Raw genomic sequence first — 18,471 nt, 5'->3', positions numbered from 1 at the left:
AATGTCTACGAACACGCTGCCTTCGGTCAACCTGCTGCCTTACCACGAAGCCCGCAAGGCGGCGCGGCGCAAGAAGGTCTATTCCACGCTGGTCGGCGCCGCCGCGGCGGGAGCCGCGGTCGTGCTGCTGGGCGGGCTCTACATCGACGGGCGAATCGATTCCGTGGTCGCGCTGAACCAGGTGCTGAGCGCGGAGAACGCCAGGCTCGACGGCCAGATCCGCGAGGTCAATAACCTCAAGAAGGATATCGACGCGCTGCTGCAGCGCCAGAAGGCGGTGGAAAGCCTGCAGACCGAGCGCAACCGCCCAGTCCAGCTGCTGGAGGAACTGGTGCGCCAGGTGCCCGAAGGCGTCTACCTGACCAGCCTGAAGCAGGCCGGCGAGGCCTTCACCATCGCCGGCGTGGCACAGTCCAACGAGCGCATCTCCGAACTGCTGCGCAACCTTGGCGGCGTGCCGTGGCTGGACAAAGCGGAGCTGATCGAGTCCAAGGCGGTCACCATGACCAACAACCTGCGCGAGCAGCGCCGGCTGTTCGATTTCTCGATGCGCTTCGCGTACCGCGCGCCAGAAACGCCGCCCGGCGCCGATGGCAAGAAAGGCAGGCCGGGCAACGCGCCGGCCAGTCCCGCCGCAGCACCCGCTCCTGCTCCTGCAGCCCCAGCCGCATCCGGAAAGGCAGCCTGACCATGGCGCTCAATACCGAAATCAACCTGGCCGACCTGACGAGCCAGTTCCGCGGGCTCAACTTCAACGAGCCGGAAACATGGCCAGCCGCGCCGCGCGTACTGTTCGCCGTGATGGCCGCGGCGCTGGTGCTGTTGCTGGGCTGGCAGTTCTACTGGAGCAGCAAGTTCGATGAGCTCGACCACCAGCGGCTGGAGCAGGAAAACCTGAAACAGGCGTACCAGTCCAAGGTGGCGCAGGTGGCCAACCTCGACGCACTGCGCGAGCAGAAGAAGCAGGTCGAGCAACGCGTGGCACTGCTGGAGCGGCAGCTGCCGAACAAGACCGAGATGGACGCGCTGCTGGCTGACGTCAACCATGCCGGCGTGGCGCGCGGCTTGCAGTTCGAACTGTTCAAGCCACAGGCGGCGGTGCTCAAGCCTTACTTCGCCGAGATCCCGGTGAATCTGCGCGTGACCGGCCGCTACCACGAGGTGGCGCAATTCAACGCCGACGTGGCCGCGCTGTCGCGGATCGTATCGATGCAGAGCCTGCAGCTGGCCCATACCAAGGAGGGCGGCCTGTCGATGGAGGCGGTGGCGATGGCGTACCGCGCGCTCGATCCCGACGAGCAGGCCGCGCAACGCAAGGCCGCTGCGGCTGCCGCTGCAGCCAAGGCAGGAGGTGCCAAATGAGCCGCACCCATCGTACCCGCGGTCTGGCCTGCTCGCGCGCGCAGGTATCGCCACGCGTACTCGCCGCCGCCATGCTCGCCGTCGGCCTGCTCGGCGCCTGCGGTGCCAGCGACGAAGACGCGCTGCGCCAGTGGATGGACGCCACGCGCAATGCCCGGGCCAAGCCGCCCGAGCCGCTGCCCGAAGCCCGGCTCTACGTGGCGCGCGAATACGCCGCGGCCAACGCGCCGGAGCCGTTCGCCCAGGCCAAGATCGGCGAACTGAACAAGACGCTGTCGGATTCGCCCGAGGCCGGGCGGCGCCGCGAGCCGCTGGAGGACTACCCCCTCGAGAATTTCAAGATGCTCGGGATGATGAAGAAGCAGGGGGAGACCTTCGGCATCGTACGAGTCGATAACAAGATCCACCACATCAAGGTGGGTCAGTATCTCGGCCAGAGTTACGGCCGGGTGGTCCGCATCACCGATCAGGAGATCGTGTTGCGCGAATTAGTCCGGGAGGGGGTATCCGAGTGGAAAGAGAAAATGACCAGCCTCAAGCTGGAGGTGTCGGCATGACCCCCGCGCGCTGGTATCGCGCGCTCGCGGGCGCCGCAAGCGCGGCCATGGCGCTGTTGCTGCTGATTGCAGCACCGGCGGCACTGGCACAAAGCAACCGGATCAAGACGGTGGACATCAGCACGGTCGGCGAGCAGACGGTGTTTACGGTCGAACTCGAACGGCCGATGGCGCAGAAGCCGGTGGATTTCACCACGCAGAATCCGGCACGGCTCGCGATCGATTTTGCCGATACCGGCATTGCCAACGGGCGCGCGCAGTATGACTACGGCGGCAAGCTGGTCAAGGCCGCCAACGTGCTGCAGATCGGCAACCGTACCCGCGTGATCCTCGACCTCACGCGCAATGCCACCTATCGCACCGACCAGCGCGGCAATGTCTTCGTGGTGGCACTGGACAATGTGGCGCCGGCGGTCAAGAACGCCGCGCCAACGTTTGCCCCGGCTGCGACGATGACGCCTGTGGCCGCGGCGGGGCGGCCGTCGGTGCGCCATATCGACTTCCGGCGCGGTGCCGACGGCGCCGGGCGCGTGGTGGTGGATCTGTCCTCGCGCGACTCGGGCATCAATATCGCGCAGCAGGGTAAGAACGTGGTGGTCGATTTCCTCGGCACAACGCTGCCTGACCACCTGCGGCGGCGCTTCGATGTCAGCGACTTCGGCTCGCCGGTGCAGACCATGCATGCCTCCGACACCAACGGCAACGCGCGCCTGACCATCGAGCCGCGCGGCCACTGGGAATACAGTTCCTACCAGACCGACACCCAGTTCGTGGTCGAGGTGCGGCCCGTCAAGGAAGATCCGACCAAGCTGATCAGCGGTCCGGGCTACCGTGGCGAGCGCCTGTCGCTGAACTTCCAGAGCATCGATATCCGTTCGCTGCTGCAGGTGTTCGCGGATTTCACCAACCTGAACATCATCACCAGCGAGAGCGTGCAGGGCAATATCACGCTGCGCCTGAAGGACGTGCCGTGGGACCAGGCGCTGCAGATCGTGATGGATGCCAAGGGGCTGGCCTCGCGCCGCAATGGCAATGTGCTGTGGGTGGCGCCCAAGGCAGAACTCCAGACCAAGGAAAAGCTCGAGCTGGAGTCGCAGCAGCAGATCAATGACCTCGAGCCGATCCGCAGCCAGGTATTCCAGCTCAATTACCAGCGTGCCGAAGACGTGCGCCGGATGCTGCTGGGCATGAGTGCCGGCGGCGCCGGCAGCGCCGCCACCCCGGTTGGCGCGGCCGGTGTGGCCGGCGGCGCGGGCGCGAGCGCGCGCATGCTGTCCAAGCGCGGCTCGCTGACGGCCGATGCCCGCACCAACCAACTGTTCGTGTCCGATATCGCCAGCAAGCTGGAGGAGGTGCAGGGCTTTATCGGCAAGATCGACATCCCGGTGCGCCAGGTCATCATCGAGGCGCGCATCGTCGAGGCCACCGATTCCTTCAGCCGCAACCTGGGTGTGAAGCTGGGCTTCGCCGGCCAGTACAACAACGCGAAGGTTGGCAACACCTACAACAACGTGCTGCCGGGCTCGACCTCGGACAACGGCCCGTTCCTGAGCCTGCCGGCCGCCTCGATCAACGGCACCAACCCGGCCAACATCGCGGTCAGCCTGTTCAACAGCGCCGCCACCCGCTTCCTGGCGCTGGAGCTGTCGGCGCTGGAGGCGGATGGCAAGGGCAAGATCATCTCCAGTCCGCGCGTGGTCACCGCCAACAACATCAAGGCACTGATCGAGCAGGGCACCGAGCTGCCATACCAGGCCGCCACCTCCAGCGGCGCCACTTCGGTGCAGTTCCGCAAGGCCAACCTGAAGCTGGAAGTGACCCCGCAGATCACGCCGGAAGGCAATGTGCTGCTGGACGTGGACGTGAACAAGGACAGCGTCGGCATCCAGACCACGTCGGGCTTTGCCATCGACACCAAGCACGTGCAGACCCAGGTGCTGGTGGAAAACGGCGGCACCGTGGTGATCGGCGGCATCTATACCCAGACCGAGTCCAATGACACCGACAAGGTGCCACTGCTGGGCGATATCCCGGTGCTGGGCTACCTGTTCAAGAACAACGCCAAGGTGCGCAACCGGACCGAGCTGCTGGTGTTCCTGACGCCGCGGATCCTGAACGAAAGCGTGTCGCTGCGGTGATCGCGTCGGGTGTTCGACGCCGGATACAGTAGACTGGCAGGCCGCATCGACCGATGCGGCCTTTTTTGTTGCCGCCGGAGTAGACCGGTGACAGCCAGGCCAGGAGGAGGCCGGCATGCGCGGCAGGCCACGCGGAGATGTGGCTGATGCTGCATCTGGCACTTGCCGTGCGCACCACAACATAAGAAGATGATGCAGTTCCTAACCGGGGAGGGTGGCCCAGGCGCCGCGCTCCCGAGCGACAGTCCCGTGACAGCCTCTGCGACAGGGTCGGCACCGCGCCCGTACCCCGATCGACAGGACTCCGACCGACCGGAATCCGATCGACCCAATCTCTTTTTCGTCGGCCTGATGGGCGCCGGCAAGACCACCGTGGGCCGTACGGTGGCGCGGCGTCTGCACTATCCGTTTTTCGATTCCGATCACGAAATCGAGGCACACTGCGGCGTACGCATCCCGGTCATCTTTGAGGTCGAGGGCGAAGCGGGCTTCCGCGACCGCGAGGCCGCGATGATCCGCGAACTGGCCGCGCGCCAGGGCATCGTGCTGGCTACCGGCGGTGGCGCGGTGCTGCGCGCCGAAAACCGCGAGGTGCTGAAATCCCGCGGCACCGTGGTCTACCTGCGCGCGAGTCCCCACGACCTGTGGCTGCGCACCCGCCACGACCGCAACCGCCCGCTGCTGCAGACCGAAGACCCGAAGGGCAAGCTCGAGGCGCTTTACGCCCAGCGCGATCCGCTCTACCGCGAGGTGGCGGATTTCATCATTGAAACCGGCAAGCCTTCGGTGGCGCAGCTTGCTAATATGGTGTTGATGCAACTTGAAATGGCCGGCTTTGCGATCGATCCCGCGCAACCGGCGCCGCAGGATCCCACTCATCCATGATCACGCTTGAAGTCGACCTGGGAGCGCGCAGCTACCCCATCCATATCGGTACCGGCCTGCTCGACAACGCCGAACTGCTGCGTCCGCACGTGCGCGGCCAGCACGCCGTCATCGTCACCAATGAAACCGTGGGGCCGCTGTACGCGGCGCGCGTCGAGGCCGGCCTGAAGTCGCTCGGCAAGACCGTGCGCACGGTCACGCTGCCCGACGGCGAGGCCTTCAAGCAGTGGGAAACGCTGAACCTGATCTTCGACGCGCTGCTGCAGGCCGGCGCCGATCGCAAGACCACGCTGGTCGCGCTGGGCGGCGGAGTGGTGGGGGATATGACCGGGTTTGCCGCCGCCTGCTATATGCGCGGCGTGCCGTTTATCCAGGTGCCGACCACGCTGCTGTCGCAGGTGGATTCGTCGGTGGGCGGCAAGACCGGCATCAACCATCCGCTCGGCAAGAACATGATCGGCGCGTTCCACCAGCCCAACGCGGTGATCGCCGATATCGACACGCTGCGCACGCTGCCCCCGCGCGAACTGGCCGCGGGCATGGCCGAGGTGATCAAGCACGGCGCCATTGCCGACGCCGGGTACTTTGCCTGGATCGAGCGCAACATCAAGGCGCTGAACGACTGCGACCCCGAGCTGATGGCGGTGGCGGTGCAACGTTCGTGTGAAATCAAGGCCGGCGTGGTGGCGCAGGACGAGCGCGAGGGTGGACTGCGCGCCATCCTCAACTTTGGCCACACCTTTGGCCACGCGATCGAGGCCGGCATGGGCTACGGCGCCTGGCTGCACGGCGAGGCAGTTGGCTGCGGCATGGTGATGGCCGCGGACCTGTCGCATCGGCTGGGCTTTATCGACACCGAGACCCGCGCCCGCATCCGCGAACTGACGCTGGCAGCCAACCTGCCGGTGGTGGCGCCGGAACTGGGCACCGACCGCTATATCGAAATGATGAAGGTCGACAAGAAGGCCGAGGCAGGCAGCATCAAGTTCATCCTACTGAAGAAACTCGGCGAGGCGTTCATCACCACGGTGCCGGACGCCGACCTGCGTGCCACGCTGCAGCATGCAGTGCTTAAACCTCCCACCGAGGCCACGGTCGCTTGATTGACCGGTTATGCCTCGCAACCCAGGCCCCCAAACCTCCAGCCAACGGATTGCCGCATGACCGACTTTGAAAGCCACCTCGCCCCGTACGCCGCCCGCTCCGCGCAGACGCGCGGGCGGGTGCACGCCGAACCCGCGTCGCAGTCGCGCAGCGAATTCCAGCGCGACCGGGACCGGGTCATCCACAGCACCGCGTTCCGGCGGCTCGAATACAAGACCCAGGTCTTCGTCAACCATGAAGGGGACCTGTTCCGCACCCGGCTGACCCATAGCCTGGAGGTGGCGCAGATCGCCCGCTCGATCGCGCGCAACCTGCGCCTCAACGAAGACCTGGTCGAGGCCATCTCGCTGGCGCACGACCTTGGCCACACGCCCTTCGGCCATGCCGGGCAGGACGCCCTGAACGCCTGCATGAAGAACCACGGCGGCTTCGAGCACAACCTGCAGAGCCTGCTGGTGGTGGACGAGCTGGAGGAGCGCTACGGCGGCTTCAATGGCCTGAACCTGACCTTCGAGACCCGCGAAGGCATCCTGAAGCATTGCTCGCGCGTCAATGCCGCGGCGCTGGGCGAACTGGGCCGGCGCTTCCTGGAGGGCACGCAGCCGTCGCTGGAGGCGCAACTGGCCAACCTGGCCGACGAGATCGCCTACAACAACCACGATATCGACGACGGCCTGCGCTCCGGCCTGCTGACGCTGGAGCAGCTGGATGAGGTCCCGATGTGGGCCCGCCACCGCGCCGAGGTGGCCGATGCCTTCCCGGGCGTGAACGGCCGGCGCGCCATCAACGAGACCGTCCGGCGCATGATCAACACGCTGATCGTCGACCTGATCGAGACCACCAGCCGCAATATCGCCGCCGCCAACCCGCGCAACATCGACGCGGTGCGGGCCGCCGGCCCCCTGGTGGGCTTCAGTCCCCAACTCCATGAGGAAGCGGCGGCATTGAAGCGCTTCCTGTTCCGGCACCTGTACCGGCACTACCTGGTGATGCGCATGTCGGCCAAGGCCCAGCGCATCGTCGGTGACCTGTTCGGGGTCTTCATGTCCGATCCGCGCCTGCTGCCGCCGCAGTACCAGGCCGGACACGGTGCCGACCAGCCTCGGCTGATCGCGCATTACATCGCCGGCATGACGGACCGCTATGCGATCCGCGAGCACCGGCGCATCTTCGCGGTCAGCGAGGGCAACTGACGCGCACGGAAGGGCACCGGCCCTTCCGATAAATTGGGGACGGATCAGGCTATCATGGGGGCATCGATGCTTGCATGACCTGCCATGGCCCGCCTTCCCCGTTTCTCCCCCGCCGGACTTCCCGCCCTGGTGTTGCAGCGTGGCAACAACCGCCAGGACGTGTTCCTCGGTCCCGACGACTACCTGCACTACCTCGACTGCCTGCGCATGGCCGCGCGCGAGCATGACCTCGCGGTCCACGCCTATGCGCTGCGGCCCAATCATGTCCACCTCGTGGCCACGCCGAAGGGCCCGGACTCGCTGAGCCTGACCATGCAGGCGGTCGGCCGCCGCTATGCGCGTTACTTCAATCGCGTCGCCAACCGCACCGGCACGCTGTGGGAGGGACGCTTCCGCTCGGCGGTCTTCGAACCAGCGCCGTGGATGCTGCCGGCCATGCTGTATGTCGAAGGCAACGCGCTGCGCGCGGGAGAGGTATCGACCCCCGAGGCGGACCGCTGGAGTAGCTACCACCACCACGCCGGCATCGAGGCGAGCCCATTTGTGAGTGACCACTCCGCATATTGGGAGCTGGGTAATACCCCGTTTGAACGCCAGTCGAACTATCGCATGCTGACCGCCGAGGGACTTTCTGGTCGCACGCTGCAAGCCCTTCGAAGCCATGCGCATAGTGGCTGGCCACTCGGCGACGAGGCATTCCTGGCGCAACTTGAGAGGGGCGCAACGCGGCGCGTCCAACCGCTCCCAAAGGGGCGCCCCAAAAAGATGCAAGAGTCATCGCGCGACGTGACGCCATCCACGCAAAAATAATGTGTCCCCATTTAAATCCATCACCGAAACGGTGCGATATTAAATGTGTTCTGACCCCATTTAAAATTTTTGCGAGGCTTTCAGGATTCCCATATAGTTGCTCCACCCACAGTCATTGTGCGGCGCGTCACGCTCGTGTACGCCGCTGCGGCCCGCAGACAGCTTCGTCCCCATTTCCCTTCCCGCCGGTCCACCGGTTTGGGTGGATTTAAAGAAAGCGCGCGGTCCCGTTCCGGTAGTCCAGCAGTTCGCGCAGCCATCACCGGAATTCAGCCCGTGGACCAAATGAAGAACCCTTCGGCCCAAGCGCAGACCAGCGAGCAAATCAGCGAGTCTTCCTCCGCCCTCGACCTGCGTCCGCAGGCGCAAGGCATGTACGACCCGGCCAACGAGCACGATGCCTGCGGCGTCGGCATGGTCGCGCACATCAAGGGCAAGAAGTCCCACGAGATCGTTTCCCAGGGCCTGAAGATCCTGGAGAACCTGGACCACCGGGGTGCGGTCGGCGCTGACGCGCTGATGGGCGACGGTGCCGGTATCCTGATCCAGATTCCGGACCAGTTCTACCGCGAAGAGATGGCCGCGCAGGGCGTGAGCCTGCCGCCCAACGGCGAATACGGCGTGGGCATGATCTTCCTGCCCAAGGAACACGCCTCGCGCCTGGCCTGCGAACAGGAACTTGAGCGCACGGTCCGCCTGGAAGGCCAGGTCGTGCTGGGCTGGCGCGACGTGCCGGTCGACGCCAACATGCCGATGTCGCCCACGGTGCGCAAGACCGAGCCGGTGATCCGCCAGATCTTCATCGGTCGTGGCCGCGACATCATGACCACGGATGCGCTGGAACGTAAGCTCTACGTCATCCGCAAGACCGCCAGCCATGCCATCCAGGCGCTCAAGCTCAAGCACGGCAAGGAATACTTCGTGCCGTCGATGTCGGCCCGTACCGTGGTGTACAAGGGCCTGCTGCTGGCCAACCAGGTCGGCGAGTACTACCTGGACCTGCAGGACCAGCGCGCCGTGTCGGCCCTGGCCCTGGTGCACCAGCGCTTCTCGACCAACACCTTCCCGGCCTGGGAACTGGCCCACCCGTACCGCATGGTCGCCCACAACGGCGAAATCAATACGGTCAAGGGCAACGTCAACTGGATCAACGCACGTACCGGCGCGATCTCGTCGCCGGTGCTGGGCGACGACCTGCCCAAGCTGTGGCCGCTGATCTACCCGGGCCAGTCCGATACGGCATCGTTCGACAACTGTCTCGAACTGCTGACGATGGCTGGCTACCCGCTCGTCCACGCGATGATGATGATGATCCCGGAAGCCTGGGAACAGCACACGCTGATGGACGACAACCGTCGCGCCTTCTACGAATACCACGCCGCCATGATGGAGCCGTGGGACGGCCCCGCCGCGATCTGCTTCACCGATGGCCGCCAGATCGGCGCCACGCTGGACCGCAACGGCCTGCGCCCGGCACGTTTCTACGTGACCGAGGACGACGTCGTGGTGCTGGCCTCGGAAGCCGGCGTGCTGCCGTTCCCCGAGTCGCGCATCGTTGAGAAGTGGCGCCTGCAGCCGGGCAAGATGTTCCTGATCGACATGGAGCAGGGCCGCATCATCGACGACAAGGAACTGAAGGACAACCTGGCCAACGCCAAGCCATACAAGAGCTGGATCGACGCGGTCCGCATCAAGCTGGACGAGATCGACGCCAAGCCGGAAGACGTTGCCGCCGAGAAGAAGCCGGTGGCCAAGCTGCTGGACCGCCAGCAGGCCTTCGGCTACACCCAGGAAGACGTCAAGTTCCTGATGGCGCCGATGGCGCTGGCCGGCGAAGAAGCGACCGGCTCGATGGGCAATGACTCGCCGCTGGCGATCCTGTCGTCCAAGAACAAGACGCTGTACCACTATTTCAGGCAGCTGTTCGCCCAGGTCACCAACCCGCCGATCGACCCGATCCGCGAGAACATGGTGATGTCGCTGGTGTCGTTCATCGGCCCGAAGCCGAACCTGCTGGAGCTGAACAACATCAACCCGCCGATGCGCCTCGAAGTGTCCCAGCCGGTGCTGGATTTCAAGGACATCGCCAAGATCCGCAACATCGAGCACTACACCGGCGGCAAGTTCCGTTCGTACGAACTGAACATCTGCTACCCGACCGCCTGGGGCAAGGAAGGCATTGAAGCGCGCCTGGCCTCGCTGTGCGCCGAAGCCGTGGATGCGGTGCGTTCGGGCTACAACATCCTGATCGTGACCGACCGCCCGGTGGATGCCGACCATGTCGCCATCCCCGCGCTGCTGGCCACGTCCGCCATTCACCACCACCTGGTGGAGAAGGGCCTGCGCACGTCGACCGGCCTGGTGGTCGAGACCGGCACCGCGCGTGAAGTGCACCACTTCGCGCTGCTGGCCGGCTACGGCGCCGAAGCCGTGCACCCGTACCTGGCGATGGAAACCCTGGCCGACATGGCCAGCGGCCTGTCGGGCGACCTGTCGCCCGAGAAGGCGGTCAAGAACTTCGTCAAGGCGGTCGGCAAGGGCCTGTTCAAGGTGATGTCCAAGATGGGCATCTCCACGTACATGTCGTACACCGGCGCGCAGATCTTCGAAGCCATCGGCCTGTCGCGCGAGCTGGTGCAGAAGTACTTCCACGGCACGCCGTCGAACGTCGAGGGCATCGGCATCTTCGAGGTGGCCGAGGAAGCGCTGCGCCTGCACACGGACGCCTTCGGCAACAACCCGGTGCTGGAGAACATGCTGGACGCCGGCGGCGAGTACGCCTTCCGCATCCGCGGCGAAGAGCACATGTGGACCCCGGACTCGATCGCCAAGCTGCAGCACTCGGTGCGCGCTGACGACGGCAAGGGCGCCTACCAGACGTATAAGGAATACGCCAACATCATCAACGACCAGAGCAAGCGCCACATGACGCTGCGTGGTCTGTTCGAGTTCAAGGTCGATCCGGCCAAGGCGATTCCGCTGGAAGAAGTCGAGCCCGCCAAGGAAATCGTGCGGCGCTTCGCCACCGGCGCGATGTCGCTCGGCTCGATCTCGACCGAAGCCCATGCCACGCTGGCCGTGGCGATGAACCGCATCGGCGGCAAGTCCAACACTGGCGAAGGCGGCGAGGACGAGAAGCGCTACCGGAACGAGCTGCGCGGCATCCCCATCAAGCAGGGCGACAGCCTGAAGAGCCTGCTGGGCGACGTGATCGAGGCCGACCTGCCGCTGCAGGACGGCGATTCGCTGCGCTCGAAGATCAAGCAGGTGGCGTCGGGCCGTTTCGGCGTGACCGCCGAGTACCTGGCTTCGGCCGACCAGATCCAGATCAAGATGGCGCAGGGCGCCAAGCCGGGCGAAGGCGGCCAGCTGCCGGGCCACAAGGTCTCGGACTACATCGGCAAGCTGCGTTACTCGGTGCCGGGCGTCGGCCTGATCTCGCCGCCCCCGCACCACGACATCTACTCGATCGAGGATCTGGCACAGCTGATCCATGACCTGAAGAACGTCAACCCGTCGTCGGATATCTCGGTCAAGCTGGTGTCCGAAGTGGGCGTCGGCACCGTGGCCGCGGGCGTGTCCAAGGCCAAGGCCGATCACGTCGTGATCGCCGGCCATGACGGCGGCACCGGCGCCTCGCCGTGGTCGTCGATCAAGCACGCCGGCTCGCCGTGGGAGCTGGGCCTGGCCGAAACGCAGCAGACGCTGCTGCTCAACGGCCTGCGCAACCGCATCCGCGTGCAGGCCGACGGCCAGATGAAGACTGGCCGCGACGTCGTCATCGGCGCGCTGCTGGGCGCCGACGAGTTCGGCTTCGCCACGGCACCGCTGGTTGCCGAAGGCTGCATCATGATGCGCAAGTGCCACCTGAACACCTGCCCGGTGGGCGTGGCCACGCAGGATCCGCAGCTGCGCAAGAAGTTCCAGGGCAAGCCGGAGCATGTGGTCAACTTCTTCTTCTTCGTTGCCGAAGAAGCCCGCGAGATCATGGCCCAGCTGGGCATCCGCACCTTCGACGAGCTGATCGGCCGCGCCGACCTGCTCGACACCAAGGCTGGCATCGAGCACTGGAAGGCGCGCGGCCTGGACTTCGGCCGCATCTTCCACCAGGTGTCGCTGGGCGCGGACGTGCCGCTGTACCACACCGACGTGCAGGATCACGGCCTGTCGGCGGAAGCCGGCAAGGCGCTGGACCACGTGCTGATCGCCAAGGCCCGTCCGGCGATCGAGAAGGGCGAGCGCGTCTCGTTCATCCAGCCGGTCAAGAACGTGAACCGTACGGTGGGCGCGATGCTGTCCGGCGTGGTCGCCAAGCAATATGGCCACGAAGGCCTGCCCGACGACACCATCCACATCCAGCTGCAAGGCACCGCCGGCCAGTCGTTCGGCGCGTTCCTGGCACACGGCGTCACGCTGGACCTGGTGGGCGACGGCAACGACTACGTCGGCAAGGGCCTGTCGGGCGGCCGCGTGATCGTGCGCGCTCCGCATGAGTTCCGCGGCGACCCGACCCGCAACATCATCGTCGGCAACACCGTGCTGTACGGTGCCATCGCCGGTGAAGCGTTCTTCAACGGCGTGGCCGGCGAGCGCTTCGCGGTGCGTAACTCCGGCGCGGTTGCCGTGGTGGAAGGCACCGGCGACCACGGTTGCGAGTACATGACGGGCGGCACGGTGGTGGTGCTGGGCGGCACCGGCCGCAACTTCGCGGCCGGCATGTCGGGCGGCGTGGCCTACGTCTATGACGAGGACGGCCTGTTCGACAAGCGCTGCAACACCTCGATGGTGGCGCTGGAAGCGGTGCTGGCCTCGGCCGACCAGGAAAAGGGCCAGCCGCAGGCTTCGTGGCACAAGGTCGACGGCAAGCGCGTGCTGGATGAAGTCATCCTGCGCAACCTGATCGAGCAGCACTTCCGCTACACCGGTTCCGAGCGCGCCAAGGCGCTGCTGGCTGACTGGACCACGGCACGCCGCAAGTTCGTCAAGGTCTTCCCGACCGAGTACAAGCGCGCGCTGGGCGAGATGTACGCCAAGGAACAGGCAGCCCGCGACAGCGACCGCGAAGCCATCGCGGCCTGATCGGCAGCGGACCAACGTAGCGACGGGGCGCGGCAGCCGCCGCGGCCCCGACAAGATTCTGACCCCACAGCGGGGCCGGCGAAGCCGCCGGTCCCGCGCAGCATGACCAAGGACGCAACATGGGTAAGGCGACTGGCTTTCTCGAATTTCCGCGCCAGAATGAAGGCTACGAACCGGTAGTCAAGCGCGTGAAGCACTACAAGGAATTCGTGTTCGCGCTGTCCGACAGCGAAGCGAAGCTCCAGGGTGCACGCTGCATGGACTGCGGCATCCCGTTCTGCAACAACGGCTGCCCGGTCAACAACATCATCCCCGACTTCAACGACCTGGTGTACCGCCAGGACTGGAAGTCGGCGATCGAGGTCCTGCACCAGACCAACAACTTCCCCGAGTTCACCGGCCGCATCTGCCCGGCACCGTGCGAGGCTGCCTGCACGCTCGGCATCAATGAACTGCCGGTGGGCATCAAGTCGATCGAGCACGCCATCATCGACAAGGCCTGGGAAGAAGGCTGGGTTGCGCCGCAACTGCCGCGCCACAAGACCGGCAAGACCGTCGCCGTGGTCGGCTCCGGCCCCGCCGGCATGGCCGCCGCGCAACAACTGGCACGCGCCGGCCATGACGTGACCGTGTTCGAGAAGAACGACCGCGTTGGCGGCCTGCTGCGCTACGGCATCCCCGACTTCAAGATGGAGAAGTCGCTGATCGACCGCCGCATCGAACAGATGCAGGCAGAAGGCGTGACCTTCCGCGCCGGCGTGATGGTGACCGACGGTGAACTGCCGGCCGGCATCAAGAACTACGCTCGCGAGACCATCTCGGCCCAGGCCCTGATGGACCAGTTCGACGCCGTGGTGCTGGCGGGCGGCTCGGAAGTGCCGCGTGACCTGCCGGTGCCGGGCCGCGACCTGGCCGGCATCCACTACGCGCTCGAATTCCTGATTCCGCAGAACAAGGAAGTGGCTGGCGATGGCGCCAACGACATCCGCGCCGAAGGCAAGAACGTGATCGTGATCGGCGGCGGCGATACCGGCTCCGACTGCGTGGGCACGTCCAACCGCCACGGCGCCACCTCGGTGACCCAGTTCGAACTGCTGCCGCAGCCGCCGGAAGAAGAGAACAAGCCGCTGGTGTGGCCGTACTGGCCGATCAAGCTGCGCACCTCGTCGTCGCATGACGAAGGCTGCGAGCGCGACTGGTCGGTCGCCACCAAGGAATTCATCGGCGAGAACGGCAAGGTCACCGCGCTGAAGGCCTGCCGCGTCGAATGGAAGGACGGCCGCATGCAGGAAGTGGAAGGCAGCGAGTTCATCCTGCCGGCCGACCTGGTGCTGCTGGCAATGGGCTTCACCAACCCGGTGGGCTCGATGCTGGAAGCCTTCGGCGTCGACACCGATGCACGCAAGAACGCCAAGGCCGCCACCGAAGGCGAGCGTGCTTACCACACCAACGTACCCAAGGTGTTCGCCGCCGGCGACGTGCGCCGTGGCCAGTCGCTGGTGGTGTGGGCCATCCGCGAAGGCCGCCAGGCCGCGCGTTCGGTCGATGCCTTCCTGATGGGGCACACCGACCTGCCGCGCTGATCCGCAGGTCACTGCCGCAACAAAAAGCCCGCCTGGCGCAAGCCGGCGGGCTTTTTTCGTTGCGGATGCCGCGCCGCGGTGGGCCTCAGCCGGCCAGCGTCCTTTCCATCAGGACCGCGGCGGCACCATAGCCTGCCAGCTTGTCAGCGTGCCGCGAAGCGGTCTCCGCCGCCACCGGCGCGTACCCGAGCCTGCGCCACCACGGCGCCGCCGACTGTACGGCAATCAGCCGTGAGTGCTTCAGTCCGGCCGCCACCGCAGCAGCCTGCGCCGCCGCGTACAGGCGTGCCGCCAGCCCGCCGCCGCGGCCGGCGGGCGCCACGGCCATGTCGTGGACGAACCAGGTCAGCGGCGCCGGCGCAAGGCGCCAGACGTCGTTGAGCACGCCATCGAGCGGCGGCAGGCTGGTTTCGGGCCAGGCATGGGTGAACAGGTAGGCGGCCAGGGTGCCGGATTGGCGCGGATCGTCGGCGACCCAGCAGGTGGTGGGAGAGAGCGCCAGCCGGCTGGCCAGTGCGTCGCGGCTTTCCAGCAGCACCCCGGTATAGCAGGCGGCCTGCACGGCCAGCACGGCAGGCAGGTCGGCGGCCTCCATGGGCCGCAGGGGAAACATCTTCATCGCGCGATTATAGCCGGCGGGCCATGCGGTTCGCGGCGGAGGCGGGGCGGCGGCCGGACGTGGCCATGGCGGGTTTGGCAAGGCTGGACAAGGCCTTCAGGGTTCTCCCGGCTATGGTTTACGTGCCTGTGGGCGTCCGGGCAATGTACTTACAATTTTCTAAAAACAACTAACGGAAACCGCCTCGCGAATCCTTTTTCCCCAGAACCAGCTCGCCGTCCCCTCAGGGGATGGGTGGGAGGAAATTGATGACCGAAGTGCGCAATATGCTGCAGCTTTGGCGAGGTAAGGCGAAGCTGGTGTCGTGGCCGTCCGCATTGGCGGTACTCCGGCGCTGGCTCCGGCCTTTCCTGTGCCTGTATGTCCTGGGCTGTGCCACGCTCGCGTTCGCCGTGCCCGTGACGGCTGTAGCCGGGCCGCAGCTGGAACGCAGCATGTCGTTCCCGAACCGGCCGATGCGCCTGATCGTGCCGTTCCCGGCGGGCGGGGTGGCAGACGCCGTCGCCCGCATGTTGGCCGAGCGTTTATCGGACCGGCTGGGCGTGCCGATGGAGGTCGACAACCGCCCCGGCGCGGCCGGCACCACCGCCGGCGATGTCGTTGCAAAGGCCAGTTCAGACGGGCACACGCTGCTGTTCCACCAGGCCAATATCCTGATCCAGCCCGGGCTGGAGCCGGTCCCGTACGACGTGGTGCGAGATTTCACGCCCGTGGCCCGCGTGGCCACTACGCCCCTGTTCCTGGTGATCGACGCCCGGCTGCCAATGCGAACGCCTGAGCAATGGATGACCGCGGTGAAATCCAACCCGGGTTCCTACAGCTATGGCTACGGCCAGTCCGGCAGTCCGTCCCACTTGTATGCGGAATATGCCGTGCGCGGCATCGGCAACGGTGTGCCGCTGGTCACCGCCAAGGGCGAGGCCGCCGTCGTCCAGGAGATGCTGGCGGGCCGTATCAGCGCCTGCTTCTGTTCGTTTGCCGCTGTGCAGGGACAGGTCCGCAGCGGCGCGCTCCGGCTGCTCGGTGTCACCGGCGTAGCGCGCTCGACGCTGGCGCCGCTGGTGCCGACGCTGCAGGAATCGGGGCTGGAGGGCTATGGGGCGGCCGCCTGGTTCGGCGTGATGGCCCCGGCCAAGACTCCGCGTGCCATCGTTGCGCGGCTGGCGCTCGAGCTTGACGGCGTGATGGCCGAGCGCGAGGTCCGTTCGCGCCTGATGGCGGCCGGACTGACACCCTTGCGCGACTCGCCGGAAGCATTTGCCACCGCAATCCGCTCCGAATCGATCCAGTGGCAGGTCATTCTCAAGGACGTCTCACATACACGCGAACCCTGAGGAAAGGGCGCTGACACGTACGTCAGCGAAGCCGGTAGCGCGGCGATTGTTCCAATCCGGTCAACATAGCGTGTGCCATAGGATACAGCGCGCCTAGGTAGTACACCTTATAATGCGCCCCTGTCCCGACCGGTGCCAACGTGACCGATTCTGCTCAAAACCTCGTCGAACTGAATGCGGTGGATTTCGCTTATGCGGACCACGGCAAGCCGATCCTGTCCGGCCTCACCATGCAATTCCCGCGTGGCAAGGTGATCGCGGTCATGGGCGGTTCGGGGTGCGGCAAGACCACGGTACTGCGGCTGATCGGGGGCCAGGTGCGCCCGCAGGCGGGCACGGTGCGCTTCGACGGCACCGATATCCACCAGCTCGACACCCGCGGCCTGTATGCCGTGCGGCGCCAGATGGGCATGCTGTTCCAGTTCGGCGCGCTGTTTACCGACTTGTCGGTATTCGACAATGTGGCCTTCCCGCTGCGCGAGCATACCGACCTGCCGGATTCGATGATCCGCGACCTGGTGCTGATGAAGCTGAACGCGGTCGGCCTGCGCGGCGCGCGCGACCTGATGCCGTCGCAGATCTCCGGCGGCATGGCGCGGCGCGTGGCGCTGGCGCGCGCGATCGCGCTCGATCCCGCGTTGCTGATGTATGACGAGCCCTTCGCCGGCCTCGACCCGATCTCGCTCGGCCTGACCGCTCGCCTGATCCGCAGCCTGAACGACGCGCTCGGCGCGACCACGATCATCGTCTCGCACGACGTGCACGAGACCTTCCAGATCGCCGACTACGTGTATTTCATTGCCGACGGGCGCATCGCCGCGCAGGGCGAGCCCGAGGCGCTGCGCGCCTCCTCCGACCCGTTCGTGCACCAGTTCGTCCACGCCGAGGCCGACGGTCCGGTGCCGTTCCACTATCCTGGACCGTCACTGGCCGAGGACTTTGCCGGAGGCGCGCGGTGATCGGTTTCTTTACCACCATCGGTGCGGCCGTGCGCCGCAACGTGACGGGCCTGGGCCATGCCACCCGCATGTTTCTTACCGTGCTGGGGCTGTCGCCGGCGCTGCTGCGCCGCTTCCGGCTGGTGACCGACCAGGTTTTCTTTGTCGGCAACCTGTCGCTGGTGATCATCGCCGTGTCGGGCCTGTTCGTCGGCTTCGTGCTGGGCTTGCAGGGCTACTACACGTTGAACCGCTACGGCTCGGAGCAGGCGCTGGGCCTGCTGGTGGCGCTGTCGCTGGTGCGCGAACTCGGGCCGGTGGTGACCGCGCTGCTGTTCGCGGGCCGCGCCGGCACCTCGCTGACCGCCGAGATCGGCCTGATGAAGGCGGGCGAGCAGCTGACCGCGATGGAAATGATGGCGGTGAACCCGCTGCAGCGCGTGGTCGCGCCGCGCTTCTGGGCGGGCGTGATTGCCATGCCGGTGCTGGCGACGATCTTCAGCGCAGTGGGCATCCTGGGCGGCTATGTGGTCGGCGTGCAGCTGATCGGCGTCGACGCCGGTGCCTTCTGGTCGCAGATGCAGGGCGGCGTGGACGTGCGCGCCGATGTACTCAACGGCGTCATCAAGAGCTTTATTTTTGGCATCGCCGTGACGTTCATTGCCCTGTACCAGGGTTTCGAGGCCAAGCCGACGCCCGAGGGCGTCTCGCGCGCGACCACCCGTACCGTGGTGATCGCGTCGCTGGCGGTACTGGGGCTGGATTTCCTGCTGACCGCGCTGATGTTCAGCAACTGAGGCTGGACCAGCGGCGCGGGCGATACAGACGAAAAAAGACAGCGACAAGACACTACGGGGTTGAAGAAGAGA

The 18,471-nt window shown here is 66.0% G+C and carries 14 protein-coding genes; 13 read left to right on the top strand and 1 reads right to left on the bottom strand.

The features are described 5' to 3' along the window. Position 1 precedes the first annotated feature (1 nt). The 10 genes from CTP10_RS15560 to CTP10_RS15515 all read left to right on the top strand — a co-directional run bounded on the left by CTP10_RS15560 (position 2) and on the right by CTP10_RS15515 (position 14,711). A complete protein-coding gene (locus tag CTP10_RS15560; protein WP_116320323.1) occupies positions 2-688 on the top strand; it encodes a PilN domain-containing protein in 687 nt (228 codons plus the stop codon). 2 nt (positions 689-690) lie between these two features. Next, positions 691-1,362: a type 4a pilus biogenesis protein PilO gene (locus CTP10_RS15555; protein ID WP_116320322.1), complete on the top strand. Its 672-nt coding sequence runs from the start codon at positions 691-693 to the stop codon at positions 1,360-1,362. Continuing rightward, positions 1,359-1,919, top strand: a complete 561-nt coding sequence (locus CTP10_RS15550; RefSeq protein ID WP_116320321.1) for a pilus assembly protein PilP — start codon at positions 1,359-1,361, stop codon at positions 1,917-1,919. Before CTP10_RS15555 ends, CTP10_RS15550 begins: the two co-directional genes overlap by 4 nt. Continuing rightward, positions 1,916-4,057, top strand: a complete 2,142-nt coding sequence (pilQ, locus tag CTP10_RS15545; protein ID WP_116320320.1) for a type IV pilus secretin PilQ — start codon at positions 1,916-1,918, stop codon at positions 4,055-4,057. The genes CTP10_RS15550 and pilQ overlap by 4 nt, the downstream gene beginning before the upstream one ends. A 351-nt stretch (positions 4,058-4,408) precedes the next feature. Beyond that, positions 4,409-4,942 carry a shikimate kinase gene (locus CTP10_RS15540; RefSeq protein ID WP_116320319.1) on the top strand — a complete coding sequence of 178 codons (534 nt, stop codon included), beginning with the start codon at positions 4,409-4,411 and terminating at the stop codon, positions 4,940-4,942. Continuing rightward, positions 4,939-6,045 carry a 3-dehydroquinate synthase gene (aroB, locus tag CTP10_RS15535; RefSeq protein ID WP_116320318.1) on the top strand — a complete coding sequence of 369 codons (1,107 nt, stop codon included), beginning with the start codon at positions 4,939-4,941 and terminating at the stop codon, positions 6,043-6,045. Before CTP10_RS15540 ends, aroB begins: the two co-directional genes overlap by 4 nt. A gap of 57 nt (positions 6,046-6,102) precedes the next feature. After that, positions 6,103-7,239, top strand: a complete 1,137-nt coding sequence (locus CTP10_RS15530; protein WP_116320317.1) for a deoxyguanosinetriphosphate triphosphohydrolase — start codon at positions 6,103-6,105, stop codon at positions 7,237-7,239. An 84-nt stretch (positions 7,240-7,323) separates the two neighbouring features. Next, positions 7,324-8,049, top strand: coding sequence for a transposase (locus tag CTP10_RS15525; protein ID WP_116320316.1), 726 nt, complete (start codon positions 7,324-7,326; stop codon positions 8,047-8,049). Between the two features lie 276 nt (positions 8,050-8,325). Further along, positions 8,326-13,128 (top strand): glutamate synthase-related protein, encoded by a 4,803-nt coding sequence (locus CTP10_RS15520; RefSeq protein ID WP_442875094.1) that lies wholly within the window; start codon positions 8,326-8,328, stop codon positions 13,126-13,128. A gap of 119 nt (positions 13,129-13,247) precedes the next feature. Continuing rightward, positions 13,248-14,711 carry a glutamate synthase subunit beta gene (locus tag CTP10_RS15515; protein ID WP_116320315.1) on the top strand — a complete coding sequence of 488 codons (1,464 nt, stop codon included), beginning with the start codon at positions 13,248-13,250 and terminating at the stop codon, positions 14,709-14,711. Positions 14,712-14,796: 85 nt separating this feature from the next. Here CTP10_RS15515 and CTP10_RS15510 read toward each other — a convergent pair whose 3' ends face one another. Next, positions 14,797-15,330, bottom strand: a complete 534-nt coding sequence (locus CTP10_RS15510; protein WP_116320314.1) for a GNAT family N-acetyltransferase — start codon at positions 15,328-15,330, stop codon at positions 14,797-14,799. A gap of 248 nt (positions 15,331-15,578) precedes the next feature. On the opposite strand from CTP10_RS15510, the gene CTP10_RS15505 reads away from it, so the two are divergent. The 3 genes from CTP10_RS15505 (at position 15,579) to mlaE (ending at position 18,399) form a co-directional block, all read left to right on the top strand. Beyond that, entirely contained in the window at positions 15,579-16,664 is a 1,086-nt protein-coding gene (locus CTP10_RS15505; RefSeq protein WP_116320313.1) for a Bug family tripartite tricarboxylate transporter substrate binding protein, read from the top strand. Between the two features lie 140 nt (positions 16,665-16,804). Then, complete coding sequence (locus CTP10_RS15500; RefSeq protein WP_116320312.1) at positions 16,805-17,623, top strand: ABC transporter ATP-binding protein; 819 nt, start codon at positions 16,805-16,807, stop codon at positions 17,621-17,623. Beyond that, positions 17,620-18,399 (top strand): lipid asymmetry maintenance ABC transporter permease subunit MlaE, encoded by a 780-nt coding sequence (mlaE, locus tag CTP10_RS15495; RefSeq protein ID WP_116320311.1) that lies wholly within the window; start codon positions 17,620-17,622, stop codon positions 18,397-18,399. Before CTP10_RS15500 ends, mlaE begins: the two co-directional genes overlap by 4 nt. The last annotated feature ends 72 nt before the right edge of the window (positions 18,400-18,471 follow it).

This window comes from Cupriavidus sp. P-10 (assembly GCF_003402535.2).
In the GTDB taxonomy this organism is placed as follows: Bacteria; Pseudomonadota; Gammaproteobacteria; order Burkholderiales; family Burkholderiaceae; genus Cupriavidus.
Note: the sequence above shows the minus strand (reverse complement) of the source record. Positions and strands in the feature narration are given on the sequence as shown.

Excerpts from the sequence above, each read along its gene's own strand:
- CTP10_RS15560 (WP_116320323.1), top strand. The coding sequence starts at position 2 with ATGTCTACGAACACGCTGCCTTCGGTCAACCTGCTGCCTTACCACGAA.
- CTP10_RS15555 (WP_116320322.1), top strand. The coding sequence starts at position 691 with ATGGCGCTCAATACCGAAATCAACCTGGCCGACCTGACGAGCCAGTTC.
- CTP10_RS15550 (WP_116320321.1), top strand. The coding sequence starts at position 1,359 with ATGAGCCGCACCCATCGTACCCGCGGTCTGGCCTGCTCGCGCGCGCAG.
- pilQ (WP_116320320.1), top strand. The coding sequence starts at position 1,916 with ATGACCCCCGCGCGCTGGTATCGCGCGCTCGCGGGCGCCGCAAGCGCG.
- CTP10_RS15540 (WP_116320319.1), top strand. The coding sequence starts at position 4,409 with ATGGGCGCCGGCAAGACCACCGTGGGCCGTACGGTGGCGCGGCGTCTG.
- aroB (WP_116320318.1), top strand. The coding sequence starts at position 4,939 with ATGATCACGCTTGAAGTCGACCTGGGAGCGCGCAGCTACCCCATCCAT.
- CTP10_RS15530 (WP_116320317.1), top strand. The coding sequence starts at position 6,103 with ATGACCGACTTTGAAAGCCACCTCGCCCCGTACGCCGCCCGCTCCGCG.
- CTP10_RS15525 (WP_116320316.1), top strand. The coding sequence starts at position 7,324 with ATGGCCCGCCTTCCCCGTTTCTCCCCCGCCGGACTTCCCGCCCTGGTG.
- CTP10_RS15515 (WP_116320315.1), top strand. The coding sequence starts at position 13,248 with ATGGGTAAGGCGACTGGCTTTCTCGAATTTCCGCGCCAGAATGAAGGC.
- CTP10_RS15510 (WP_116320314.1), bottom strand. The coding sequence starts at position 15,330 with ATGAAGATGTTTCCCCTGCGGCCCATGGAGGCCGCCGACCTGCCTGCC.
- CTP10_RS15505 (WP_116320313.1), top strand. The coding sequence starts at position 15,579 with ATGACCGAAGTGCGCAATATGCTGCAGCTTTGGCGAGGTAAGGCGAAG.